The sequence below is a fragment of the Pseudomonas sp. BF-RE-25 genome (assembly GCF_019956105.1).
In the GTDB taxonomy this organism is placed as follows: Bacteria; Pseudomonadota; Gammaproteobacteria; order Pseudomonadales; family Pseudomonadaceae; genus Aquipseudomonas; species Aquipseudomonas migulae.
Genome location: NZ_JAHBDB010000065.1, coordinates 1 through 25299, shown reverse-complemented (window position 1 = coordinate 25299; position 25299 = coordinate 1). Strand labels below are relative to the sequence as shown.

24 protein-coding genes and 1 pseudogene are annotated in these 25299 nt (G+C 59.9%); 16 read left to right on the top strand and 9 right to left on the bottom strand.

Annotation, left to right across the window (positions count from 1 at the left end; all coding sequences use genetic code 11):
* The first annotated feature begins 59 nt into the window (after positions 1-59).
* From KGB24_RS24435 to KGB24_RS24415, 4 genes are all read left to right on the top strand, one after another.
* Positions 60-227, top strand: a complete 168-nt coding sequence (locus tag KGB24_RS24435; RefSeq protein WP_223413712.1) for a hypothetical protein — start codon at positions 60-62, stop codon at positions 225-227.
* A 334-nt stretch (positions 228-561) separates the two neighbouring features.
* Positions 562-858 carry a hypothetical protein gene (locus KGB24_RS24430; RefSeq protein WP_223413711.1) on the top strand — a complete coding sequence of 99 codons (297 nt, stop codon included), beginning with the start codon at positions 562-564 and terminating at the stop codon, positions 856-858.
* 219 nt (positions 859-1077) lie between these two features.
* On the top strand, positions 1078-1431 hold the full coding sequence (locus tag KGB24_RS24420) for a DUF1493 family protein (protein ID WP_008025055.1): 354 nt from the start codon (positions 1078-1080) through the stop codon (positions 1429-1431).
* Positions 1432-1474: 43 nt separating this feature from the next.
* Positions 1475-2329 (top strand): EamA family transporter, encoded by an 855-nt coding sequence (locus KGB24_RS24415; RefSeq protein WP_223413713.1) that lies wholly within the window; start codon positions 1475-1477, stop codon positions 2327-2329.
* A 223-nt stretch (positions 2330-2552) separates the two neighbouring features.
* Here KGB24_RS24415 and KGB24_RS24410 read toward each other — a convergent pair whose 3' ends face one another.
* Positions 2553-4094, bottom strand: coding sequence for a phosphoenolpyruvate carboxykinase (locus KGB24_RS24410; protein WP_008025058.1), 1542 nt, complete (start codon positions 4092-4094; stop codon positions 2553-2555).
* A gap of 179 nt (positions 4095-4273) precedes the next feature.
* Positions 4274-5176 (bottom strand): Hsp33 family molecular chaperone HslO, encoded by a 903-nt coding sequence (hslO, locus tag KGB24_RS24405; protein WP_223413710.1) that lies wholly within the window; start codon positions 5174-5176, stop codon positions 4274-4276.
* 102 nt (positions 5177-5278) lie between these two features.
* Between hslO and KGB24_RS24400 the strand changes: the two are divergent.
* Positions 5279-5507 (top strand): annotated as a pseudogene (locus KGB24_RS24400) (phosphoesterase); the annotation flags it as partial.
* A 187-nt stretch (positions 5508-5694) separates the two neighbouring features.
* On the opposite strand, the gene KGB24_RS24395 reads toward KGB24_RS24400, so the two are convergent.
* Complete coding sequence (locus KGB24_RS24395) at positions 5695-6102, bottom strand: RNA-binding S4 domain-containing protein (protein ID WP_008025063.1); 408 nt, start codon at positions 6100-6102, stop codon at positions 5695-5697.
* Positions 6103-6349: 247 nt separating this feature from the next.
* Here KGB24_RS24395 and KGB24_RS24390 point away from each other — a divergent pair, with 247 nt between their 5' ends.
* Together KGB24_RS24390 and rimK are read left to right on the top strand one after the other, a co-directional pair.
* The gene (locus KGB24_RS24390; RefSeq protein ID WP_177318178.1) at positions 6350-6796 is read left to right on the top strand and encodes an ATP-dependent zinc protease; all 447 of its coding nucleotides are present in this window, start codon (positions 6350-6352) and stop codon (positions 6794-6796) included.
* The gene (gene rimK / locus KGB24_RS24385; protein ID WP_007949201.1) at positions 6793-7698 is read left to right on the top strand and encodes a 30S ribosomal protein S6--L-glutamate ligase; all 906 of its coding nucleotides are present in this window, start codon (positions 6793-6795) and stop codon (positions 7696-7698) included. Before KGB24_RS24390 ends, rimK begins: the two co-directional genes overlap by 4 nt.
* 130 nt (positions 7699-7828) lie before the next feature.
* Here the strand turns inward: rimK and KGB24_RS24380 are convergent, their stop codons facing one another.
* A complete protein-coding gene (locus KGB24_RS24380; RefSeq protein ID WP_192226739.1) occupies positions 7829-9142 on the bottom strand; it encodes an ATP-binding protein in 1314 nt (437 codons plus the stop codon).
* A 103-nt stretch (positions 9143-9245) separates the two neighbouring features.
* Positions 9246-9986 (bottom strand): two-component system response regulator OmpR, encoded by a 741-nt coding sequence (gene ompR / locus KGB24_RS24375; protein ID WP_008032260.1) that lies wholly within the window; start codon positions 9984-9986, stop codon positions 9246-9248.
* 360 nt (positions 9987-10346) lie between these two features.
* Here ompR and KGB24_RS24370 point away from each other — a divergent pair, with 360 nt between their 5' ends.
* The 7 genes from KGB24_RS24370 (at position 10347) to tauD (ending at position 18996) form a co-directional block, all read left to right on the top strand.
* The gene (locus KGB24_RS24370) at positions 10347-12671 is read left to right on the top strand and encodes a Tex family protein (RefSeq protein WP_223413709.1); all 2325 of its coding nucleotides are present in this window, start codon (positions 10347-10349) and stop codon (positions 12669-12671) included.
* Entirely contained in the window at positions 12671-13054 is a 384-nt protein-coding gene (locus KGB24_RS24365) for a PaaI family thioesterase (RefSeq protein ID WP_008019061.1), read from the top strand. The genes KGB24_RS24370 and KGB24_RS24365 overlap by 1 nt, the downstream gene beginning before the upstream one ends.
* A gap of 234 nt (positions 13055-13288) precedes the next feature.
* On the top strand, positions 13289-14872 hold the full coding sequence (gshA, locus tag KGB24_RS24360; protein ID WP_192226737.1) for a glutamate--cysteine ligase: 1584 nt from the start codon (positions 13289-13291) through the stop codon (positions 14870-14872).
* Positions 14873-15407: 535 nt separating this feature from the next.
* A complete protein-coding gene (gene tauA, locus KGB24_RS24355) occupies positions 15408-16385 on the top strand; it encodes a taurine ABC transporter substrate-binding protein (protein ID WP_223415266.1) in 978 nt (325 codons plus the stop codon).
* 16 nt (positions 16386-16401) lie between these two features.
* Complete coding sequence (tauB, locus tag KGB24_RS24350; protein WP_223415267.1) at positions 16402-17196, top strand: taurine ABC transporter ATP-binding subunit; 795 nt, start codon at positions 16402-16404, stop codon at positions 17194-17196.
* Positions 17193-18026, top strand: a complete 834-nt coding sequence (gene tauC, locus KGB24_RS24345; protein ID WP_008032267.1) for a taurine ABC transporter permease TauC — start codon at positions 17193-17195, stop codon at positions 18024-18026. The genes tauB and tauC overlap by 4 nt, the downstream gene beginning before the upstream one ends.
* A 127-nt stretch (positions 18027-18153) precedes the next feature.
* Positions 18154-18996, top strand: coding sequence for a taurine dioxygenase (gene tauD, locus KGB24_RS24340; protein WP_008032268.1), 843 nt, complete (start codon positions 18154-18156; stop codon positions 18994-18996).
* 169 nt (positions 18997-19165) lie between these two features.
* Here the strand turns inward: tauD and mgrA are convergent, their stop codons facing one another.
* The 3 genes from mgrA to KGB24_RS24325 form a co-directional block, all read right to left on the bottom strand.
* A complete protein-coding gene (gene mgrA / locus KGB24_RS24335; RefSeq protein ID WP_223415268.1) occupies positions 19166-20203 on the bottom strand; it encodes an L-glyceraldehyde 3-phosphate reductase in 1038 nt (345 codons plus the stop codon).
* Positions 20204-20362: 159 nt separating this feature from the next.
* Positions 20363-20764, bottom strand: a complete 402-nt coding sequence (locus KGB24_RS24330) for a type II toxin-antitoxin system HicB family antitoxin (RefSeq protein WP_032829017.1) — start codon at positions 20762-20764, stop codon at positions 20363-20365.
* 165 nt (positions 20765-20929) lie between these two features.
* Positions 20930-21820 (bottom strand): LysR family transcriptional regulator, encoded by an 891-nt coding sequence (locus KGB24_RS24325; protein WP_223415269.1) that lies wholly within the window; start codon positions 21818-21820, stop codon positions 20930-20932.
* Between the two features lie 127 nt (positions 21821-21947).
* On the opposite strand from KGB24_RS24325, the gene KGB24_RS24320 reads away from it, so the two are divergent.
* Positions 21948-22688, top strand: a complete 741-nt coding sequence (locus KGB24_RS24320) for an SDR family oxidoreductase (protein ID WP_223415270.1) — start codon at positions 21948-21950, stop codon at positions 22686-22688.
* Positions 22689-22822: 134 nt separating this feature from the next.
* Entirely contained in the window at positions 22823-23083 is a 261-nt protein-coding gene (locus tag KGB24_RS24315; RefSeq protein WP_223415271.1) for a hypothetical protein, read from the top strand.
* 2 nt (positions 23084-23085) lie between these two features.
* Here KGB24_RS24315 and betT read toward each other — a convergent pair whose 3' ends face one another.
* On the bottom strand, positions 23086-25041 hold the full coding sequence (gene betT / locus KGB24_RS24310) for a choline transporter BetT (protein WP_223415337.1): 1956 nt from the start codon (positions 25039-25041) through the stop codon (positions 23086-23088).
* Between the last annotated feature and the right edge of the window lie 258 nt (positions 25042-25299).

Sequence of the window (25299 nt, the reverse complement as noted above, 5' to 3'; positions counted from 1 at the left end):
CCCCCCCCTCCCTGTAGGAGCGAGGCTTGCCCGCGAAGAACGATAACGCGGTGAATCTGATGAAAACCAAAATCCCCGAAACCCAATCATCTCGAGAAAAAGCAGCCTACGACGCATGGTTCAGAGCACAGGTACAAGCCAGTCTCGACGACCCACGCCCAAGCATTCCCGACGAAGAAGCCAGACAACTGATGGCAGTCAAACGCGAAAAATTACGCAAAAGATAAGTCCGTAGGCAACGCCCTATCAAAGCTTCATCCCGGTCCTACAACACAAGACACCTTGTCGCCTATCGCCAACCGGTGGCTCGAATCTATAGTCGGACTGTCGCTGCCAAATCAGCGACTCGGGTTTGGTCACCTGAATTTGAGAGAAAACTTACGCATGCCCTTGTATGCTGCCGACTTCTTTTGTGTCGGCACGCTTTATGGCGGCTGTGTTTGGGACGCTTCTGCGTACTCGGGTTTTCTCTCCCTGGTTGACCAACCTGAACACAGTCCGCCACCCATCGTTTGGTCACGATAGTGGCGGGTCTTCAGCTACATAAAAGAGAAAATTCAAATGAATACCTGGAACCCGCTCACCGATCGCTACCGCCCACTCCAAACCAACCTCACCGATTCCCCACCCCTGATCATCGACACAGAAGCCAACCCGCAAGACATCCTCGAAGCCGCCCTCCAGCGCATCCGAGCCTCCAGCGAATTGCTCCGAACCCTGCATTGCCAATCCTTCGAGCAAGGCGATCTAGAAGACATCCCCCACATCACCCACGCGCTCTACCTACTGACCCAAGACGGCTGCGACCTGCTAAAAGTCGCCCAACAACGCATGCTGGGCTGGAAAGCGCCTGCCTGACGCTAAGCGCTAACAGGTAAGCCGCACCCTTGTGGGAGCCGGCTTGCCTGCGCCTCGCAGGATTCGACACGTCGCCAGAGGACATCCTCACTCCACTTCCTGCGCGAGAGGGAGTGCTCGCCAAATACCGGGAAGACAATCCGTCACAATCTGCTCATGCCCTTCCCACCAAACCTGACGACCAATAAGATCCGCCCAAGCCCAACCGGACGTCCCCGAATGAACCTCGCCTCCAATTTCCCCGACGACCAAACCATGCACCTGCTCATGCAGCTGCTGCACGAGGAACTCGGCCTGCCCGAACGCAAAACCATCAGCCTCACCACCTCGATCAACTTCGACCTGGGCTGCGACGGTGCCGATGCTCAAAACCTGATGGAAGCACTGGAAGAACAGTTCGCCATCGACCTCATCGATTACGACGCCTATCGCTACTTCCAACCCGAAGGCTACGATGTCTTCCTCAAACGCAGGGCCAAGGGGCGTGGCGACAAAGTCCCGCTTACCATCGGCATGCTCTACCAGGCCATCAAGGCCCGACGCTGGGACACTCAGACGCTGGAAGGCTTCTAACGTCCGCAGCACACACCTATAAGGACATAGCGTGGACGTACTGATGGGTTTACTCGCCGCCTTACTGTGGGGCGGCACGGATTTTCTGGTGGGGTTGAATGCCCGCGCAGTGGGCGTCAAACGCGCGGTGTATTTCGGTCAGGCGCTGGGGTTCAGCATCATGAGCCTGCTGTTGATTGCCTTCCCCGCGTTCATCCTCAAATCGATGTCGGCGTCACTCACTGTCTGGCTGTTCGGCATTGTCGCCGCCGTGCTGACGGTGTCTGGTGCCCTCGCGTTGTCCAAAGCCTTTGCCCTCGGCAAAGCTTCCATCGTTGCGCCGCTGGTAACTTCTTATGGCGTTGTAACAACGTTGCTGTCCTGGGCCGGAGGTGAGCAGATCAGCCTGACTCAGCTGCTTTGCATTGCTCTGTGCGTGATCGGGGTGATTCTCTCCAGCATCCATTCCGACTCGAAAATCCCACACACGACTCAAGCCAGCAGCTCGATCGCCTACGCACTGTTGGCCGCCCTTTTCTATGGCACCAGTTTCTGGCTGCAAGGCCACTTCGTGCTTCCGGTACTTGGTCCGGTAACGATGCTTTGGCTCGCCTATCTGGTTGGTCTGATCGTGCTGGTGGTTATCGTCCTGAGGATCGAGGACGGGCTGAAAATTCCACCGTTGAAAAACTGCATGACGCTGACCGGCGCCAGCTTGATGAACCTGGGTGGGTTTTCTTCGTTCGCCTGGGGCGCGGTGGCAGGATCGGTTTCGGTGGTGACCGTGATCAGTACGTTGTCTGGAGGGATTGCGGCGATTCTGGGGTACGTATTTTTCAAGGAAAGGCTGGCAAAGTTACAGGTGCTTGGCGTGGTTCTGGTGTTGGTGGGCGCGTTCGTTTTGCACCTGAAAACCTGAGCCGTCCCCACAAAAAAGGCACCTTACGGAATCCTGGATAACGCACGACCTGTAGGAGCCGGCTTGCTGGCGATAGACTGTAGTTCGCCGCGTTTATCCAGACAGTACGCGGTATCGTTAACGACCATCGCCAGCAAGCCGGCTCCTACAAGTCGTGTGATATTCGTTACCCACAAAAAAGCCGCCCTCAAAGGGCGGCTTTTTCATTACATCAAACCAACTCTTACAACTTCGGCCCAGCAGCCTTGATCGCGTCGCTCACTTCGAACTTCTTGAAGTTCTCAACGAACAACCCGGCCAGTGCTTTAGCCGCTTCATCGTAAGCAGCCTTGTCAGCCCAGGTGTTACGTGGGTTCAACAGGCCAGTCTCAACGCCCGGTACGGCCAGTGGCACGTCGAGGTTGATGGTGTCGAGGTGTTCGGTTTCAGCACCGATCAACGCGCCGCTCTGGATCGCTGCGATCACGCCGCGAGTGGTCGGGATGTTGAAGCGTTTGCCGACGCCGTAGCCGCCGCCGGTCCAGCCGGTGTTGACCAGGTAGACCTTGGAGCCGAAGCCGCGGATACGCTTGATCAGCAGCTCTGCGTATTCGCCGGCCGGACGCGGGAAGAACGGTGCGCCGAAGCAGGTGGAGAAGGTCGACTTGATGCCGCTGCCGGAACCCATTTCGGTCGAGCCCACCAGTGCGGTGTAGCCGGACAGGAAGTGGTAGGCCGCTTGTTCTTCGCTGAGGATCGACACTGGTGGCAGTACGCCGGTCAGGTCGCAGGTCAGGAAGATCACAGCGTTTGGCTCGCCACCGAGGTTTTTCTCGGAACGCTTGGCAACGTGCTCCAGCGGGTAGGCGGCGCGGCTGTTCTGGGTCAGGCTGACATCGGCGTAGTCGGCGTGCTTGGCGTCGTCGATCACGACGTTTTCCAGGACTGCGCCGTGCTTGATGGCTTTCCAGATGACCGGCTCGTTCTTCTCGGACAGGTCGATGCACTTGGCATAGCAACCGCCTTCGATGTTGAAGACAACGCCTTCGCCCCAGCCGTGTTCGTCGTCACCGATCAGGTAACGGCTTTCGTCGGCCGACAGGGTGGTTTTACCGGTGCCGGACAGGCCGAAGAACAGGGTCACGTCGCCCGCTTCGCCGATGTTGGCGGCGCAGTGCATCGGCAGTACGTCAGCGGCCGGCAGCAGGAAGTTCTGCACCGAGAACATGGCTTTCTTCATTTCACCGGCGTAACGCATGCCGGCGATCAGCACTTTCTTCTGTGCGAAGTTGATGATCACGCAACCGTCGGAGTTGGTGCCGTCACGCTCTGGCACGCACTCGAAGTTGGCAACGTTGAGCACTTGCCACTCAGCACGACCCGCCGGGTTGTACTGGGCCGGGTTGATGAACAGGCAACGACCGAACAGGTTCTGCCAGGCAGTCTGGGTGGTCATCTTCACGGCCAGGTAGTGATCTTCGGCCGCGCCTACATGCACGTGGGAAACGAAATGATCTTGCGCGTTGTTGAACGCCTCGACGCGAGCCCACAGGGCATCGAACTTGTCGGCCGGGAACTTGCGGTTGATCGGGCCCCAGGCGATAGCGGCCTGGGTGGTCGGCTCTTCAACGATGAAACGATCGACTGGCGAGCGACCGGTACGGTGACCGGTGCGAACAACCAGCGCGCCGGTATCGGCAAGCTCGCCTTCACCGCGATTCAGGGCTTCTTTAACCAGATCATCAACACTCAGATCGGTGTACACGGCGTTATTGGCTTGCGTCATGAGGTTCCCCGTCGGCCAGTGGCCGAGTGCTCCAAACGTTTTGTAGTAGAAAGTCGTGCACTACTACCGCGAAAAAAGTGGGCCGGATTATGCCAGAAACGCCCAAAAAAAGTAGGGCCCTCCCGTCGTAACGGCGTTATTCCGGCACTTTCCAGTGAATTTACCTGCGCTGAACCGTTTTAGTGACGGGTATCTGACGGCGTGTCGACGCCCGCACCGGCGAATAATTGAACGATATCGGCGGCGTCGAACAGGTAACGTTCATTGCAGAACTGACAGTCGACCTCGATGTTGCCACCGTGTTCGACGACCAGGCTCTGCGCATCTTCCAGACCCAAACTGACCAGAGCATTGGCAGAACGTTCGCGCGAGCAGCTGCAACGGAAGCGCAATTTCTGCACATCGAACAGCCGGACCTGCTCTTCGTGGTAGAGACGATGGAGCACGGTTTCGTTGTCCAGGCCGAGCAATTCATCGGCGGTCAGGGTACTGCCCAGCGCGGTGATGTGCTGCCAGCTGGCGGCGCGTTCTTCTTCGTCTTTCAGGCGGTCGGCGGGCAGTTGCTGCAGCAACAGGCCACGGGCGCGACGGCCATCGGCGTACAGCCAGAAACGCGTGCCCACCTGTTGCGACATCACGAAGTAGTTAGTGAAGCACTCCGACAGGGTATCGCCATCCAGGTCGACGATACCCTGATAACGCTGGCCCACGGTCGGGTCGACGGTCAGCGCCAATACGCCGTTGGGCATCAGGTCGGCGAGGGTGGCGTCGGGGGCGATCTGGTCGGCCTCGTAACGGGCCAGACCACGGATGTCACGTTCGCTGGAGCATTCGATCATCAGCAACGGGATAGGGCCGTCGGACCGCGCCTGAAGAATCAGCAGACCATCAAACTTCAAGGTGCCGACCAGCAACGATGCTGCGGCCATCAGTTCGCCAAGCAGTTGCGCGACCGGCTCCGGATACGGGTGTTTGGCAAGGACCTCGGCGTAGCTGCGCTCCAACGAAACCAGCTCGCCGCGGGTGTCGCTGTCATCGAAGATGAAGCGTTGGGTGTAGTCGGTATCCGGTAGATCGGTCATAGGTCTGGGTATCTGAAGTAAATGATAAAAGGTTACAAACGAAAAAATCGCGCCTCTGCAGCACCGTTTTGGTGCGCACTGTTCAGCCATGGGAGGCATTTTATGAACAATCCGGTTTTGTTCCAAGCAAGGTGGAACGTCCGCCGGCGGCGTTGTGCAATTTTGTGCCGCTGGCGCTGCTGGCCTTCTGGTTATGGCCTACAGGTCAGAGGCTGTGTGCGATTTTCGACGAGTGGCTTTCCATCCACTCGATTCGCCGCTGGCGATTCACCCGATATGGCTGCGCACTCGGGTAATTGCAAGTCTGCGACCGTTCGATGCGGTGGTTGGGGGATGTTAGTCGTCGGAGAAATATGGTGCGTAGCGCCCGATTTTTTCGTTGGAGGGCGAGTGCTGCGCACTCGATCGCCGGCAAGCCAGCTCCTACAGTGACCGCGTCGTTCAAACGTAACGCAATCTCCTGTAGGAGCTGGCTTGCCAGCGATAGCGTCAGCCCAGACAACGCAGAAACAACCGACTCACTCGTCGTTGCTGCTCCCACGAAATTTAAACAGATCCCGCCGCTGCTTCTTGCTTGGTTTGCCGTCAGTGCTCACGCCCAGCGAGCCCGCCTTGCGCATCGCCGCAGCCGCTTCGCGCTTGGCGATGCTGGCTTCGGTTTCGGCGTACAAGGTCTGAGCTTCCGGCGCACCACGGCGCACGATCGATAACGCCTGGACCACCACCGTACGCTCCTCGAACCCTGCGCGAATCTGAAACTCGTCGCCGATCCGCGGCTCTTTGCCCGGCTTGCAACGCTCACCCCGGCAATGCACCTTGCCACTTTCAATCGCCGCTTTCGCCAAGGCACGTGTTTTATAAAAACGCGCGGCCCACAACCACTTATCGAGACGGACCTTGTCGTCCTCTTCGCTTTTTTGTGCCATGGAATTTCCTCATTCTGAAATATTGGTGAACTGTACTACCGTTTCTGTCGTGCCAGGATTTCCACCGACCCGTACTACAATGCGCACGCCACACCTCGCTTGCAGGGGTGGAATTCCGGGCTGTAGATATCTGTCGCCTTTTAACCATTATTCTGCGTGAATACCGCGAATCCGGCCGCGTGCGGCCCCAGCGGTATCCACCGGTTGAGTACCTTTGAAGACATTTGACCATTTGACCGTTGTCGGTCTGCGCGAGTGGGTGGCGCTCCCGGGTTTGGGAGTCGCGGGCCTGCGGGCAAAAATCGACACCGGCGCCAGCACCTCCAGCCTGCATGCCACTGACATCGAGCCGTTCGAGCGCGACGGCGAACAGTGGGTGCGCTTCACCGCGCACCTGGGCACGGTAGTGCAGTTGCGACACCGACGCTGTGAAGCACCGCTGGTGACGATGAAATCCATCAAGAGCTCCAACGGCCAGGCGCAGAAGCGTTACGTGGTAAGCACCACCCTGGCCCTCGGTGATCGGGTCTGGCCCGTCGAGTTCACACTCGCCTGCCGCAAGTCCATGCGTTATCGCCTGCTTCTCGGTTCCAAAGCCCTGATCGACGGCCAGCTGGTGGTCAATCCGGGCATTAAGTATGTACAAGACAAGCCGGTGTTCCCGGTATCTACCTCCTCCACAGGTGTTGCATGAAGATCGCTGTGCTGTCGCGGAACCCGCGTCTGTATTCCACTCGTCGTCTGGTCGAAGCCGGTACCGAGCGTGGCCATGAAATGGTGGTGATCGACACCCTGCGCGCCTACATGAACATTGCCAGCCACAAACCGCAGATCCACTACCGCGGCAAGCCGCTGGAAGGTTTCGACGCGGTGATCCCACGGATCGGTGCGTCGGTAACGTTCTATGGCTGCGCGGTACTGCGTCAGTTTGAAATGATGGGGGTGTTCCCGCTTAACGAATCGGTGGCCATTGCCCGCTCGCGGGACAAACTGCGTTCGCTGCAATTGCTCTCGCGCCGCGGGATCGGTTTGCCGGTCACCGGGTTTGCCCACTCTCCGGATGACATTCCCGACCTGATCGACATGGTCAACGGCGCGCCGCTGGTGATCAAGGTTCTGGAAGGCACCCAGGGCATCGGCGTGGTGCTGTGCGAAACCGCAACGGCGGCGGAATCGGTGATCGAGGCGTTCATGGGCCTCAAGCAGAACATCATGGTTCAGGAATACATCAAGGAAGCCGGCGGTGCGGACATTCGCTGCTTCGTGGTCGGCGACAAGGTGATTGCAGCGATGAAGCGTCAGGCCAAGCCTGGAGAGTTTCGCTCCAACCTGCATCGCGGTGGCAGCGCCAGCCTGATCAAGATCACGCCGGAAGAACGCATGACTGCATTACGCGCTGCGAAGGTGATGGGACTGGCGGTGGCGGGTGTGGATATTCTGCGTTCGAATCACGGGCCGTTGGTGATGGAAGTGAATTCGTCGCCGGGGCTGGAAGGGATTGAGACCACCACCGGGAAGAATGTGGCGGGGATCATCATTGAGCATCTTGAGAAGAATGGTGGGCCGAATATGACTCGGACCAAAGGTAAGGGTTAATCCATAGTATTTATGGTGGCTGGAAGGCCGCCTTCGCGGGCAAGCCTCGCTCCTACAGTTGATCGCACTCCACTGTAGGAGCGAGGCTTGCCCGCGAAAGGGCCATTAGCCCCACTGAAGATCTCAGTTGTTAAACCGCATCCCGAGGCAACATCAACCCCAACGGCAACCGAACCCGCGCTTCCAGCCCACCGCCAGTACGATTGCGCAGCTCAACATTCCCGCCATGCATCGAAGCAATCCGCTTCACGATCGCCAGACCCAACCCGGTCCCTTTGCCACCGCGAGCACGATCCCCACGGGTAAACGGGTTGAAGATCGCCTCCAGCTCCGACGGATCAATCCCCGCCCCACGGTCCATGACGCTCAGCACCACATACGGGGCGCTGACATCCCCGGACACATAAGCCGCCACCTCAACACCGCTGCCAGCGTGATGCAGCGCATTGCCGATCAGGTTGTTCAGCAACCGTTTCATGGACACGCGACGCAGCGGAAACGGCTGAATCGGCTCCAGACGCAGGCGTACTTTCTCTTCATTCTGGTTAAACGGCGCGGCGACTTCGCGGACCAGATCGCTCAAGTCCACCTCTTCCACCGATTCATCGCGGCCATCGCGGATGAACGCGAGGAACTGGTCGAGAATCGCGTCCATGTCTTCGATGTCACGGACCATGTCGTCCGTCAGGTCGCTGTGGTCGCCCATCAGTTCCAGCGACAAGCGCAAACGAGTCAGCGGTGTTCGCAGGTCATGGGACACCCCGGCCAGCATCAGCTCGCGCTCGCGGCCAGCCTGTTCGACGTCTTCGGCCATCTGGTTGAACGCGCGGTACACCTCGGTCATCTCGCTCGGCGTGTCGCTGATCGGCAAACGAACGCTGCGACCCTGGCCGAGTTGCCTGGCGGCATAGACCAGGCGCTTCAACGGTTGATTGAGCTGGCTGACGAAGATCCACGCCGAGGCGGTGGACAGCAAGCCGATGGCAAGGAACCAGCCGAGCACGTTCCAGATTTTCTGGCCGCGTAAAGGATGTGGATACAGCGGCACTTTCAGCCAGCCATCGCCCAGGCTCGGCGCCCGGACCCACAGCGCCGGCGGTGAGTGCATGCGTAATCGCACCTCGGTGTCGGCGCCGAGTTCGGCCTGCATCTGCCGCTGATAGATCTCGCTGTAAGGCCAGTGTTGCTCGCCTTCCGGCACGCCGGTGCCCACCACCCGGATCAGGGTTGCGGCTTCGGCAATCTTGTCGCGATTGTTTTCATCGGCCGCCCAATAGGCGCGCAGCGTCAGGGCGACGCCGTGGCTGTATTGACGGTCCACCAGCACGTCTTCGTTCATCAACAGATAAACCAGGGTCAGCGCCTTGGAAAACAGGACGACAATCAGCACCAGCCACAGGGTGCGGGAGAAGAAACTCTGGGGGAACCAAACCGGGGTTTTCATGAATAACCGCTACACACTTGCAGGAGCGAGCGATGCTCGCATATTGCGGATCGCGAGTCTGCGGACAACATCATCCGCACGACCCGCTCCTACAAATCGCCGATCACTTGGTGGCGGCGCCATCCGGAACGAACACGTAGCCCACGCCCCAGACAGTCTGGATGTAACGCGGCTTGGACGGATCAGGCTCGATCATCCGGCGCAGACGGGAGATCTGCACGTCGATGGAACGCTCCAGGGCATCCCACTCGCGGCCACGGGCCAGGTTCATCAGCTTGTCACGGGTCAGTGGCTGACGCGCGTTCATGACCAGGGCCTTGAGTACCGCAAACTCACCGGTGGTGAGCATGTGCACTTCGTCACCGCGTTTCAGTTCGCGAGTGGCCAGGGACAGTTCGTAGTCACCGAAGGTCACGCTTTCGTCTTCGCTGCCCGGCGCACCCGGCACCGGCGCCGACTGACGACGCAGGACCGCTTTGACGCGAGCCATCAGCTCATCCGGGTTGAACGGCTTGGCCAGGTAATCGTCGGCGCCCAGTTCCAGGCCCTTGATGCGGCTCAGCTCGTCGCCCTTGGCGGTGAGCATGATGATCGGAATCTGATTGTTCGCGCCGCGCAGACGGCGGCAGGCGGTCAGACCGTCTTCGCCGGGCAGCATCAGGTCGAGGACGACCAGGTTGAACACTTCACGCGCCAGCAGGCGGTCCATTTGTTCGGTGTTCGGTACGGCGCGGGCGCGGTAGCCCTTGCTGACGAAAAAGCGTTCCAGCAGGCTGCTGAGCCCCGGATCGTCGTCAACGATAAGAATTTTTTCGCCTTCAGCAATGTTTGCAGTGCTGCTCATTGGATGCTCCTTTGATCTCGGCGCGCATTATGGCGTAGCTGCCGTTATACGCACCGTGTGCATTGTTAGCAGATTTTTCCTTCACCGCCAGAAATCCGGGCATTGTGCCTACAGCCTGTGATGCCCCCGAATGACAGAACGCTGGTTATAATGCGCGGCCTTTTGTGTCAGGCAACGTCTGATCGTTACCGTTGTGGCGGCTTTTTATTTTCATCGCCACGGCAGTAATTGTTCGATTTCACGGGTCAACGGGATGCCTGTTGATCCAGGTAGCGGCGCAGGCCAGGCCGCTCAACCAGACTCGCCGAGCCTTTATCCCCGCGCCCGCGAGCCTGCTTTCACAATTTGTCAGGTGGTTTTATGGACAGCATCAACAGCCGCATCGCCGAGGAACTCGGCGTACGCCCACAACAGGTCGAAGCGGCCGTCGCGCTACTCGATGAAGGCTCTACCGTTCCCTTCATCGCCCGTTACCGGAAAGAAGTGACCGGCAGCCTCGATGACATCCAGTTGCGTCATCTGGAAGAGCGTCTGCGCTACCTGCGAGAACTCGACGAACGGCGCATCAGCATCCTCGCCAGCATCGAAGAGCAAGGCAAGCTGACCCCGCAACTTGAACGCGACATCAAGCTCGCCGACACCAAGACCCGCCTCGAAGACTTGTACCTGCCGTACAAGCAAAAGCGCCGCACCAAGGGCCAGATCGCCCTGGAAGCCGGCCTCGGCGAGCTGGCCGACGGCCTGTTCAACGATCCCTCGCTGGCCCCGGACACCGAAGCCGCACGCTTCATCAACGCCGAAAAAGGCGTGGCCGATGTGAAGGCGGCCCTCGAAGGCGCCAAGTACATCCTCATGGAGCGCTTCGCCGAAGACGCTGGCCTGCTGGACAAGCTGCGCAACTACTTGAAGCAAGAAGCCACCCTCAGTGCCCGCGTGATCGCCGGCAAGGAAGAGGAAGGCGCCAAGTTCCGCGACTATTTCGAACACGACGAACCGCTGAAAAGCATGCCGTCGCACCGCGCGCTGGCGATTTTCCGTGGCCGCAACGAAGGCATCCTCAGCTCGGCGCTGAAAGTCGGCGACGAACTGCCGGGCACCATGCACCCGTGCGAAGGCATGATCGGTCAGCAGTTCGGTATCCAGAACCAGAACCGCGCCGCCGACAAATGGCTGGGCGAAGTGGTGCGCTGGACCTGGAAGGTCAAGCTCTACACCCACCTCGAAACCGACCTGCTGGGTGAACTGCGCGATGGCGCGGAAACCGAAGCGATCAACGTGTTCGCACACAACCTGCACGACCTGCTGCTGTCGGCTCCGGCCGGCCCGCGTGCCACCCTGGGCCTCGACCCGGGACTGCGCACCGGTTGCAAGGTCGCCGTGGTCGATGCCACCGGCAAGCTGCTGGATCACGCCACGGTTTACCCGCACGTGCCGCACAACAAGTGGGACCAGACCCTGGCGATTCTCGCGGCCCTGTGCGCCAAGCACTCGGTGGACCTGATCGCCATCGGCAACGGCACCGCCAGCCGCGAAACCGACAAGCTGGCTGCTGAACTGATCAAAAAATACCCAGCCATGAAGATGACCAAAGTCATGGTCTCCGAGGCCGGTGCATCGGTTTACTCGGCGTCGGAACTGGCTTCGAAGGAATTCCCGGACCTCGACGTGTCGATCCGTGGCGCGGTATCCATCGCCCGTCGCTTGCAGGATCCGTTGGCCGAGCTGGTTAAAATCGATCCGAAATCCATCGGTGTCGGCCAGTACCAGCACGACGTGTCGCAGCTGAAACTGGCGCGCGGCCTGGACGCGGTGGTCGAGGACTGCGTGAACGCCGTCGGCGTGGACGTGAACACCGCGTCCGTGGCGCTGCTGGCCCGTATCTCCGGCCTCAACGCGACCCTGGCGCAGAACATCGTCAGCCACCGTGACGAGCACGGTGCGTTCAAAACCCGCGCAGCGTTGAAGAAAGTCGCGCGTCTGGGCGAAAAAACCTTCGAACAGGCGGCCGGTTTCCTACGCGTGATGAACGGCGACAACCCGCTGGATTCGTCTGCGGTTCACCCGGAAGCCTATCCGCTGGTGCAACGCATCGCCGCTGAAACCGACCGCGACATTCGCTCGCTGATCGGCGACGCGAGCTTCCTCAAGCGTCTTGATCCGAAGAAGTACACCGACGAAACCTTCGGTCTGCCGACGGTCACCGACATCCTGCAAGAGCTGGAAAAACCTGGCCGCGACCCGCGTCCCGAGTTCAAGACCGCCGAGTTCCAGGAAGGCGTCGAAGACCTCAAGGACCTGCAACTGGGCATGATCCTCGAAGGCGTAGTGACCAACGTGACCAACTTCGGTGCGTTCGTCGATATCGGCGTGCATCAGGACGGTTTGGTGCACATCTCTGCGCTTTCGGAGAAGTTCATCAAGGATCCACGCGAAGCGGTGAAGGCCGGTGACGTGGTGAAAGTGAAGGTCATGGAAGTCGATATCCCGCGCAAACGCGTCGGTCTGTCGATGCGCATGAGCGACACCCCAGGCGAGAAAATCGACGGTGCCCGTGGTGCGCGTCCGGGGTCGGCACCGCGCCAGTCCCAGAACACTGCACCGCGCAAGGAAACCACAGCGGCGGCCCCGTCCAACAACGCCATGGCTTCGCTGTTCGCCAACGCCAAGCAGTTGAAGAAACGCTGATGGAGATCCCGGCCGGGCTGACCGAAAGCGCGTTTTTCAAGCTGCTGGGCTGTCGCTTGCACAGCCTGGAAACCGGGGTGGCGCAAGTCGCCCTGGCGCTTGAACCCGAACTGCGCAATCGCGGCGGCAAGCTGCACGGCGGGGCCTTGTTCAGCCTGGTGGACATTGCCATGGGGCTGGCCTGTTCCAGCACCCACGGCTTTGACCAGCAGAGCGCGACCATCGAGTGCAAGATCAACTACATCCGCGCCGTTTCCGACGGTGAGGTGATGTGCACGGCGCGGGTGATCCACCCGGGCCGCCGCACGCTGGTGGTGGAAGCCGACGTGATGCAGGGCGACAAACTCGTCGCAAAAGCACAAGGCACGTTCGCTGTCCTGTAGATGAATGCCATCATTTTGAGTTAATTTCAGCGCAACGAAACCTGTGGGAGCAAGCTTGCTCGCGATGGAGGTCAACGAAGACTAGGGTCGCCTGGATGAACGCGGCGCCCTCAAGTCCTTCGCGAGCAAGCTCGCTCCTACAAAACCAGGCGAAAACGCCAGTTTCAACTTCACCCTTGTAGACCGTCCTGCCCACCCCCATATTGGGGCGACTGACGCGTGAAGGAATCCAACTTGAGCGAACTTCTCAACCGCCGCCTGGCTCTGCTCGGCGAGCGCGCTAACCTCTCTCTGCTCGAACAGTGCCTTCACGGCATCGAACGTGAATGCCTGCGCGTGACCGGCGAAGGTCGCCTGGCGCAAACGCCGCACCCGGAAGAATTGGGTTCCGCGCTGACCAACGAACAAATCACCACCGACTATTCCGAGTCGCTGCTGGAGTTCATCACGCCCGCCCTGCCCGACCCGGCCGACACCCTGGCGAGCCTGGACAGGATTCACCGTTTTGCCTACAGCAAGCTCGGCAACGAGTACCTGTGGAGTCCATCGATGCCGTGCCCGTTGCCGGCCGAGGAAGATATCCCGATCGCCTATTACGGCACCTCCAACATCGGCAAGCTCAAGTATGTCTACCGCAAGGGCCTGGCCCTGCGCTACGGCAAGACCATGCAGTGCATCGCCGGGATTCACTACAACTTCTCCCTGCCGGAGAAGCTCTGGCCGCTGCTCAAGCAGGCGGAAGGCTTTGTCGGTACTGACCGCGACTATCAGTCGTCGGCCTACATCGCGCTGATCCGTAACTTCCGCCGCTACAGCTGGCTGCTGATGTACCTGTTCGGTGCTTCGCCAGCGCTGGACGCCGGTTTCCTGCGCGGTCGCACGCATCAGCTGGAACAGCTGGACCCGGACACCTTGTACCTGCCGTACGCCACCAGCCTGCGCATGAGCGATCTGGGTTACCAGAGCAATGCCCAGGCCGGCCTGACGCCGTGCTACAACGATCTGGCGAGCTACACCGACAGCCTGCGCAAAGCGGTGGCCACACCGTATGCGCCGTATGTCGAAATCGGCACGCATCAGGACGGTGAGTGGGTTCAGCTCAACACCAACATCCTGCAGATCGAAAACGAGTACTACTCCAACATCCGCCCGAAACGCGTGACCTACACCGGCGAGCGGCCGATCCAGGCGCTGGTGGCCCGTGGCATTCAGTACGTCGAAGTGCGTTGCCTGGACATCAACCCGTTCCTGCCGATGGGTATCGACCTCACCGAGTCGCGGTTCCTCGATGCGTTCCTGCTGTATTGCGCGCTGAACGACAGCCCGCTGTTGACCAGTAATTCGTGCGGCAACGCGACATCGAACTTCCTCAGCGTGGTCAAGGAAGGTCGCCGTCCGGGCCTGCAACTGCAACGCGACGGTCAACCGGTTGACCTGAAAGAATGGGCGGGCGAGTTGCTGGAGAAGATTGCGCCACTGGCGGCGTTGCTGGATCAGAGCCATGGCGGCGATGCGCACAGCAAGGCATTGGACGCGCAACTGGCCAAGGTCAAGGATTCGTCCCTGACACCATCGGCCCAGGTGCTGGCGGCAATGGCCGAGCACAAGGAAAGCTTCAGCCAGTTCTCCCTGCGCCAGAGCCAGGCCCATGCGGAATATTTCCGCAGCGAGCCTTTGAGCAGCGAAGACCAGGCAACGTTTGAAGAGCGCGCACGCTCCTCGCTGGCGGAGCAAGTGGAGCTGGAGCAGAACGAAGTCGGCGATTTCGATGTGTTTGTCGGCTCATATCAGGCGAGCATTCTGGCGATCAGTAACTGATCGTTGGCGGTCCTGCGGACCTTGATCGCTAGCAAGCTGGCTCCTACAAAAATCATGTGCCTCACACATAACCCTGTAGGAGCCGGCTTGCCGGCGAAGGCGGCCTGAAATTCACCGCAAGCCTCAAGGGCCTCATCGCCAGCAAGCTGGCTCCTACACAGATTCGGGATCGCCACAAAATCGCGCGCCCAACGCAAAACCCTGTAGGAGCCGGCTTGCCGGCGATGGCGGCCTGAAATTCACCGCAAGCCTCAAGAGCCTCATCGCCAGCAAGCTGGCTCCTACACAGATTCGGGATCGCCACAAAATTGCGCGCCCAACGCAAAACCCTGTAGGAGCCGGCTTGCTGGCGATGACGGCCTGTAATTCACCGCAAGCCTAAGGGCCTCATCGCCAGCAAGCCGGCTCCTACAAGGGAGCACTTAGAATATTCCGCTCATAAGCTCATTCGAAAAAGTTATTTATTTTCGGATTCTTATATCATTTAGTCTCTTTTTCACGCCGACTCTCGGTCCGCCTGAAAAGGAGCTTCCCAATGAAACTGCATTTCCCTCTTCGCCTCCTGGCGGCCGCGTCTTTGGCTGCGGCGAGTTTCTTTGCCCAGGCGGCTGACGTGACTGTCGCCTACCAGACCACCGTGGACCCGGCGAAAGTCGCCCAGGCCGACGGCGCCTACGAAAAAGCCACCAACGCCAAGATCGACTGGCGCAAATTCGACAACGGTGCAGACATCATCGCCGCCATCGCTTCCGGCGACGTGCAGATCGGCTACCTCGGTTCCAGCCCTCTGACGGCTGCAATCAGCCGCAAAGTCCCGGTTGAAACCTTCCTCATCGCCACCCAGATCGGTGCCGCTGAAGCCTTGGTTGCCCGCGACGGCTCCGGGATCAAGACGCCGCAAGACCTGATCGGCAAGAAGATCGCCGTGCCATTCGTTTCCACCGGCCACTACAGCCTGCTCGCCGCGTTGAAACACTGGAACATCGACCCTTCGAAAGTCACTGTGCTCAACCTCGCCCCGCCAGCCATCATCGCCGCATGGAAACGCGGTGACATCGACGCCACCTACGTGTGGGACCCAGCGCTCGGCGTGGCCAAGGAAAACGGCAAAGTACTGATCACCTCTGGTGAGCTGGCCAAGTTCGGCGCACCAACGTTCGACGCGTGGATCGTGCGTAAAGACTTCGCCGAGAAGCACCCGGAAATCGTCACCGCGTTCGCCAAAGTCACCCTCGACGCCTACGCCGATTACCGCAAAGACCCTAAAGCCTGGCTCGCCAATCAATCCAACGTCGACAAGCTGGTGAAGCTATCGGGCGCCAAGGCCAGCGACATTCCGCTGCTGCTGCAAGGCAACGTCTACCCGCTGGCGGCTGATCAGGTGATCACCCTCGGCGCGCCGACCACCAAAGCCATCACCGACACCGCCGTGTTCCTGAAAGAACAAGGCAAGGTCGAGGCCGTGCTGCCGGACTACGCGCCGTACGTCAGCGCCAAGTTCATCACCAACTGATCGGGAGTTAATTGCGATGGCCTTGCTACAGCTGGAGCGCATCAGCGCACAGTACCCCGGTAGCCCGGAACCGGTATTGGCGGATATTTCCCTGAGCCTCGGGCCCCAGCAATTGCTGGTCGCCCTCGGCCCGTCCGGCAGTGGCAAGACTTCGCTGTTGAACCTGATTGCCGGTTTCGTCGAGCCCAACGCCGGGCGCATCACCCTCGATGGCGTGCCGGTCAAAGGCCCGAGCGCCGAACGCGGCGTGGTGTTCCAGGACGACGCGCTACTGCCTTGGCAAGACGTGCTGGCCAACGTCGGTTTCGGTCTGGAACTGGCCGGTGTTTCCCGGGACAAACGTGAAATCCGCGCTCGGGAAATGCTCGCACTGGTGGACCTTTCCGGTTTCGAAAATCGGCGGATCTGGCAACTTTCCGGTGGCCAGAAACAGCGTGTCGGCCTCGCCCGTGCGCTCGCCGCCGACCCTCGCGTGTTGTTGATGGACGAACCTTTCGGCGCCCTCGACGCCTTCACCCGCGAACAGATGCAGGAGCTGCTGCTGCAAGTCTGGCAGCGCACCGCCAAACCCGTATTCCTGATTACCCACGATATTGAAGAAGCAGTATTTCTCGCCACGGACCTGATTCTGCTGGCGCCAAACCCCGGGCAAATCGTCGAGCGCCTGAGCCTGGATTTCGGTCAGCGTTACGCCGCCGGCGAGTCCGCACGGGCGATCAAATCCGACCCGCGCTTTATCGAAACCCGCGAACACGTACTCGCCAAAGTGTTCTCCCAACGCAGCGCCGCCACGCGGCAGGAGCGCGCATGAGCAGCTATGAAATTCCGGCCGTGACGGTGAAACCGGGTTCGACGGTGATTCCTGTTCGGCGAAGCCTCAGTACTCGTTGGATCAGCGTGCTGACCCTGGTCGCGCTGGTTGCCCTGTGGTGGGCCGTTACCGCCACAGGAATGATCGAACCGCTGTTCCTGCCGCCACCGTCCGCCGTGCTGCAAAAAGGCTGGCTGCTGGTGACCACCGGCTACATGGATTCGACGTTGTGGCAGCACTTGGGCGCGAGCCTCAGCCGCATCGGTCTGGGCCTTGGTTTTGCCGTGCTGACCGCCGTGCCGGTCGGCATCGCCATCGGTCACAACCGCATTGCGCGCGGCATTCTCGATCCGCTGATCGAGTTCTACCGCCCGATTCCACCGCTCGCCTATCTGCCGTTGATTGTCATCTGGTGCGGCATTGGCGAGCTGTCGAAAGTCCTGCTGATTTACCTGGCGATTTTCGCCCCGATCGCCATCGCCACCGCGACTGGCGTGCGCACCGTCGACCCGGCCAAATTGCGCGCCGCGCAGTCCTTGGGCGCGACCCGGGCGCAGTTGATTCGCCATGTGATTTTGCCGAGTGCCTTGCCGGACATCTTGACCGGTGTGCGCATCGGTCTGGGCGTGGGCTGGTCAACGCTGGTCGCCGCCGAACTGATCGCCGCCACCAGCGGCCTGGGCTTCATGGTGCAGTCGGCCGCACAGTTCCTGGTCACCGATGTGGTGGTGCTGGGGATTCTGGTGATTGCGCTGATCGCCTTCGCCATGGAGATGGGCTTGCGTGCGCTGCAACGCAAACTGGTGCCGTGGCACGGCCAGGCTCACTGATTTTTTAATGTGGGAGCGGGCTTGCTCGCGAAGAGGCCGTGTCAGTCAACTTAGATGTTGAATGCTAAACCGCCTTCGCGAGCAAGCCCGCTCCCACAGTCTGCACCCCGGATTGAAGAGAACCACCATGAGCAACCTGACAATCGTCCCCCTCAGCTCCGCCCTCGGCGCGCACATCAGCGGCATCGACATCAGTCAACCACTGAACCTGGAACAGCGCGATGCCATCGAACAGGCACTGCTCAAGCATCAGGTTTTGTTCTTCCGCGACCAGCCGATCACGCCGCAGCAACAGGCGCGTTTCGCCGCCAACTTCGGCGACCTGCACATTCACCCGATCTACCCGAATGTGCCGGAACAGCCGGAAGTGCTGATCCTCGACACCGCCGTCACCGACGTGCGCGACAACGCGATCTGGCACACCGACGTGACCTTCCTGCCGACCCCGGCGATGGGCGCGGTGCTCAGCGCAAAACTGTTGCCGGAGTTTGGCGGCGACACGTTGTGGGCCAGCGGCATTGCGGCTTATGAGGCGCTGTCCACGCCGATGAAAAGTCTGCTGGAAGGGCTGACGGCGACTCACGATTTCACCCGTTCGTTTCCGTTGGAACGCTATGGCAACACGCCTGAAGCATTGGCTCAGTGGGAAGAGGCTCGCCGGAAAAATCCACCGCTGTCGCACCCGGTCATTCGCACGCATCCGGTGAGCGGGCGCCGTTCGTTGTTCGTCAGTGAAGGGTTTACGTCGAAGATCAATGAGCTGTCGGAGACGGAGAGCGAGGCGATTCTGAAGTTTCTGTTCGCCCATTCCACACGGCCGGAATTCACCATTCGCTGGCGCTGGCAGCAGGACGACATCGCATTCTGGGACAACCGCGTGACGCAGCATTACGCGGTGGATGACTACCGGCCGGCGCGGCGGGTGATGCAGCGGGCGACGGTGTTGGGGGATGTGCCGTTTTTTCGGTAAATCCTGATTTTTTTGTTGTCTGTACTGGCCCCATCGCCGGCAAGCCGGTCTCACTCCTACAAGGGTTATCGGTTGGCCACACATTTTGTGGTCAACCCCCAACCCCTGTAGGAGTGAGCCTGCTCGCGATATCGGACTGACAGACGCCAGATAACCCGGCGCCGAACACTCATTCAGCCGTCGAAGGTTTCTCCCAAAGATTAATCCCGCCTTCCTGGGCAAACCGGTCAATCTCCGCCAGCTCTTCCGCACTGAAGCTCAGATTTTTCAACGCCCCGACGTTCTCGATAATCTGCTCCGGCCGGCTCGCACCGATCAGCGCCGAAGTCACCCGAGGGTCGCGTAGCGTCCAGGCCAACGCCAGTTGCGCCAGGCTCTGACCGCGACGCTTGGCGATCTCATTGAGCCCACGCACATGGGCAATGTTGGCCTCAGACAGGTGCGAGGACTGCAACGAACCACCGCCCGGACGATTGACCCGCGCGTCCTTCGGAATGCCGTTGAGGTATTTGTCGGTCAACAGACCCTGCGCCAACGGCGTGAACGCAATCACGCCGGTGCCCAGCTCGTCGGTGACATCCAGCAGATCCTTTTCCACCCAGCGATTAAGCAGGTTGTAGGCCGGCTGGTGAATCAGCAACGGAACTTTCCACTCTTGCAACAGCGCCGCCATCTCACGGGTTTTCACCCCGGAATACGACGAGATGCCGATGTACAACGCCTTGCCCTGCTGCACCGCCGTGGCCAGTGCGCTGGCGGTTTCTTCCAGCGGCGTGTCCGGGTCGAAACGGTGGGAGTAGAAAATATCCACGTATTCCAGGCCCAGACGCTGCAGGCTCTGATCAAGGCTGGCCAGCACGTATTTGCGCGAGCCACCGCCCTGCCCGTAAGGACCGGGCCACATGTCCCAACCGGCCTTGCTCGAGATGATCAGCTCATCGCGATACTGCTTGAAGTCTTCACGCAGCAAACGCCCGAAGTTGGTCTCGGCGCTGCCGTACGGCGGACCATAGTTGTTGGCGAGGTCGAAGTGGTTGATCCCCAGATCGAACGCCGTGCGCAGCAACGAGCGCTGGGTGTCGATCGGAGTGCTGTCGCCGAAGTTGTGCCACAGGCCCAGGGACAACGCTGGCAACACCAGACCGCTGTGACCGACGCGGCGGTAAGGGATGGAGTCGTAGCGGTTTTCGGCAGCGGTGTAGGTCATCTAATCCTCTCTTGTCTGTCTTGAAGTTGGTATCGACTGCTTCGCAAGTTGCCCAGCATACGCCCAGACAAACGTCGATAAACCTCGGACTTGAGGAAATGCTGAAACGTTTCACATATTTTCAATTGAACCTGCCGGACGAGCAAAATCGCTCGGCGTTTATGCCGATAGCTCACGCAGTGCGGCCGCCGCCAAAAAGCCGGATCTTGAGCTGTATCGCTGATCTCGCCTGACCGTTTGGTCGATACGCTCAAGCAACTGCTCAGGCAGAGTGGCGTTGAAACGAACCGACTTGCCAAAGTAAGGCGTGATATCGAAGTCAACCACACCCCACACACCACCGGCGTAATCAGGGTTATCAATATGAGCGTCTATCTCCTGCACTTGCGGCAGTGGATCACCATCGGCAACCAACCCCTCATAGTGCAAGGACAACGCCTCCTTCACGTTTTCGAATGCCTGCGCCACTGTAGCGCCCGCAGAGAAACAACCCGGCACGTCCGGGATTATCACTCCGTATTCTGAGTCGGCATCCTTGTGCAGAACGACCGGGAATTTCATTTCGGTGAGTCCTCTGTGGAAAGGACCTGAACTGTAAAGCAGAAAACCGACACATATTCACACGGTACACATCCTGCAAAGATCGCGGACTTCAGTCGCTCCTACAGTGATCGCATTCCTATGTAGGAGCGGCCGAAGGCTGCGATCTTTTGATCTTTGACTACTTCAAATGGCCCCGGCAAACACCTCCCCCAACCAATCCACAAACACCCGAACCCGTGGCGACATGTGTCGGTTATGCGGATACAACACTGAAACCGGCATCGGGGGCGGCGGCGTGTCGATCAGGACTTCCTGCACCAGGCCCTGGGCGATCTGCGTTTCCATTCGGTAATGCGGGCACTGGATCAAGCCCAGTCCGGCAATGGCCGAGGCGGCGTAGATTTCTGCGCCAAACACCGAGATCGCGCCCTCGATGGCGACTTCCTGCAACTCGCCATCGACCATGAATTCGAACGGGAACAACTTCGCCGTGGTGCGCGAGACGTAGTTCACCGCGCGATGGTGTTTCAGGTCTTCAAGGGTTTTCGGTTCGCCATATTTGCGCAGGTAAGCCGGGCTGGCGCAGGTGATCTGGCGCAGGTTGGCGACACGCTTGCCGATCAGCGCCGAGTCGCCGAGCGTGCCGGCCCGCAGCACACAGTCGACGCCTTCGGCAATCAGATCGACAAAGCGGTCGGCCTCGCTGATGGACAGTTCGATGTCCGGATAGCGCTCCATGAATTGCGGCAAGGCGGGGATGACAAAACTCTTGGCCAGCGTGCCATGCAAATCCACCCGCAATCGCCCTTTCGGCGCGACGCTGCGAAAAGCCAGTTCAGCTTCTTCCAGTTCCGCCAGCAATTGCACACAGCGCAAGTAGTACGCCTCGCCGTCCAGCGTAGGACGCACCTTACGCGTACTGCGCTCCAGTAAACGCGTACCGAGCCACGCTTCGAACTGGTTCAGCGTGTGGGTCAGGGTTGCCCGTGGCAGGTTCAGGTCTTCGGCGGCCAGGGTGAAGCTGCTGCGCTCGTAGATCCGCACGAACACCTTCATCGCTTTGACTTGATCCATGGCGTTCGCGACCTTTGATTGTTGGCGATTATTGAACAGTCAAGGCAACTCTCGTGCATTTATCAGCCTGAGTAAACATGTGAGTCTGGCTTCACCCCAAACAGACACCCTCAAAGGACTCACCGCCATGACTACTCAAACTTCGAAAGTTGCCATCGTGACCGGCGCCTCCCGCGGCATCGGCGCCGTGATCGCCAAACAACTGGCCAGCGAAGGTTTCGCCGTCGCCATCAACTACGCCAGCAGCGCCACTGAAGCCTCAAAGCTGGTCGTTGAACTGCGTCAGGCCGGCCATCAAGCCATAGCGATCAAGGCTGACGTGGCCAATGCCGACGATGTACGCCGGATGTTCGACGAAACCGAAACACAACTGGGCAAAGTCGATGTGCTGATCAACAACGCCGGCATCCTCAAAGTGATGCCGCTGGCGCAACACACGGACGAACTGTTCGACCAGAACTTCAACATCCACGCCCGCGGCACTTTCAACACGCTGCGTGAGGCGGCGATCCGTTTGAACAGCGGTGGCCGGATCGTCAATTTCTCCAGCAGCACCGTTGGCATGAACCTGCCGGGTTACGCCGTGTACATCGCCAGCAAAGCCGCGGTGGAGTCCCTGACTCAGGTGTTCGCCAAGGAAATGCGCGGTCGCAACATCACCGTCAACGCCGTTGCGCCTGGCCCGGTGGCGACCGATTTGTTTTTGCACGGCAAGAGTGAAGAGCAAATCCAGACCTTCGCCAAGATGCCGCCGCTGGAGCGCCTGGCTCAGCCGGAAGACATCTCCCGCGTTGTTTCCTTTCTCGTCGGCCCTGATTCGGCATGGGTCAATGGACAGATTCTGCGGGTGAATGGCGGGTTGGTTTAAGCTGCTATGTAGGCAGGATTGACGCCTTCGCGGGCAAGCCTCGCTCCTACAGGAGCGACACAAAACTGTAGGAGCGAGGCTTGCCCGCGAAGGCGGTCTTAAAGACGCACTACACCTGAAGGGAGGAACGCATCATGCACACCACGATCATCATCACCTTCGGCCTGGTCCTCCTGGCGCTGATGCTGTTCATCGGCGAGAACATCGGCTTCGGCCGCCAGACGCTGACCTACAGCTTCATCGTGTTGTGGCTGGCCCTGACGATGATCAACGGCGCCATCGGCGTGGTTACCGCCGGCCAGTCCGTGACCACGGAGCTGGTGGTCGGCAGCATCGTGTTCAGCATCCCGGTGGCGGCGCTGGTGTTGTTCATGGTGATGAGCAGCGAGGCCTGAGCTCAACGCACCAGATGCAAAAACTGCAGGTGCCGCTCGTACTGATCGAGGATGTCGTTGATGACCTGGTCCTTGGTGTAACCCACCAGATCGTAGTCCTGACTGCCCTCGCTCAGGTGCACTTCGGCCCGATAATAACGGCGATTGTTGAGTTGCTTGGGACCCATGCCGCCACGGGCGAATGACGGCGTGAAGTAGCCACGCATCTGCACCTGATAGATGAACGGATGCTGCTCGCCGTGACCGATTTCCAGGCTGACGCTGTCGTTCGCCGGATCGGGTTGAGTGACCACGTTCAAACCCTTCTCGACGAACACCGCCGACACCTCTTCAATCGCCGGGCGCACCGTCGTGTCGAGGAAGCGATAGACCTCATCCCGCGACGGGAAATGCACCGCCTGACTCAAACGCTGACGCCAACCGCCGCGCCGCGATCCGGACACCGGCGCCAGGGAATGCAGCTGCGCGATCTGCTTCTGCGACTCCAGATAAAACGCTTTGTGCAGGCCCCACATCATCAGCAGCAAGATCATCGAGAACGGCAACGAAGTCAGTACCACCGCTGACTTCAGCGCATCGATGCTGCCCGAAAACAGCAGCGCACTGGTGACCAGCGCGGTCATCGCGCCCCAGAACACCCGCAGCCATTTCGGCCCGTCTTCATCCGGGTTGCCGCCCTTGGCCGAGAGTGTCGACAGCACCACGGTGCCGGAATCGGCCGAGGTGACGAAGAACACGAAGCTGATGAACACCGTGACCGCGATGACGGTTTTGCTCCACGGGTAGGTTTCCAGCAGCAGGTACAACGTCATCGAAGGGTTGTCGATGGCCGACAGGCCGAGCGCGCTCATGCCGTGGTTAAGCACCTGGTCGATGGCGCTGTTGCCGAAAATCGACATCCACGCCAGGGTGAAACCGAGCGGGATCAACAGCACGCCGAAGACGAATTCACGAATGGTGCGGCCACGGGAAATCCGTGCGATGAACAGACCCACGAACGGCGACCACGCGATCCACCACGCCCAGTAGAACACCGTCCAGCCGCCCAGCCAGTCGCTGGGTTTGTCGTAGGCGTAGAGGTCGAAACTTTTCATCGGCAAGGCGCCGAGGTAGTCGCCGAGGTTCTGGATCAGGGTATTGAGCAGGTGCTGCGTAGGGCCGGCGAACAACACGAACAGCAGCAGCGCACAGGCCAGCAGCATGTTGATGTCGGACATTACCCGCACGCCTTTATCGACGCCGGCCACTGCGACGATGATCGCCGCGCCCATCATCAGCGTGATCAGGCCGACCTGAATCCACTGGGTGTGAGCGATGCCGAACAGGTAATCCAGGCCCGAGTTGAGGTGCAACACGCCGAAGCCCATGTCGGCACCGAGGCCGAACACCGTGGCGATGATGCCGAAGCCATCCACCGCATAACCGATCGGTCCGTTGATGCGTTTGCCGATCAGCGGGTACAGCGCCGAACGCAAGGCCAGCGGCAGGTTATGGCGGTACGCGAAGTAGGCCAGCGCCATGCCGACGAAGGCAAACACGCCCCAGCCGTGCAGGCCCCAATGCAGAAACAGAATCTGCATCGCCTGGCGCGCCGCGTCCGCTGTGCCGGCCTCGCCTTGCGGCGGTTGCAACAGATGGGTCAATGGTTCGGACACGCAAAAGAAGAACAGCGTGATGCTGATCCCGGCGGCGAACAGCATGCCGGCCCAGGACAGGTAACTGAATTCGGGCTCGTCGTGGTCGGCACCGAGCTTGATCTTGCCGTAGCCGGACAAGGCGGTGACCACCACGAAGACCAGATACAGCGTCATCGCGAGCATGTAATACCAGCCGACCGTATTGGCCGCCCAGTTTTGCGCTTGCAGCAGCCAGGCGCCGGCTTGTTCAGGCATGGCAATAACGACGATGCCGAACAGAAAAATAAACGTCGCCGCGAAGTAAAACACCGGCGGATTCATGCGGATCTGGCCGCTGGCGGGGGTGGACGATGCACTCATGAAAGGTGCACCTCGAGGGGGTGAAACCGGGCAATCAATAACGGACTCGGCAAGGGCAAGCCTCCTGTTGTGAGCGGGCAGCAAACCGACGGTTTAACTTGAATGAGCGTTCAAGTTAAACATGGATAGGGGGCTAAGGACTAATCGCAGGGCTCGGCGGTAGTGTTCGTACGCTAGCTCAAGGATGGGTATGACGTGGGGTTTGGGGGGGTGTTCAGT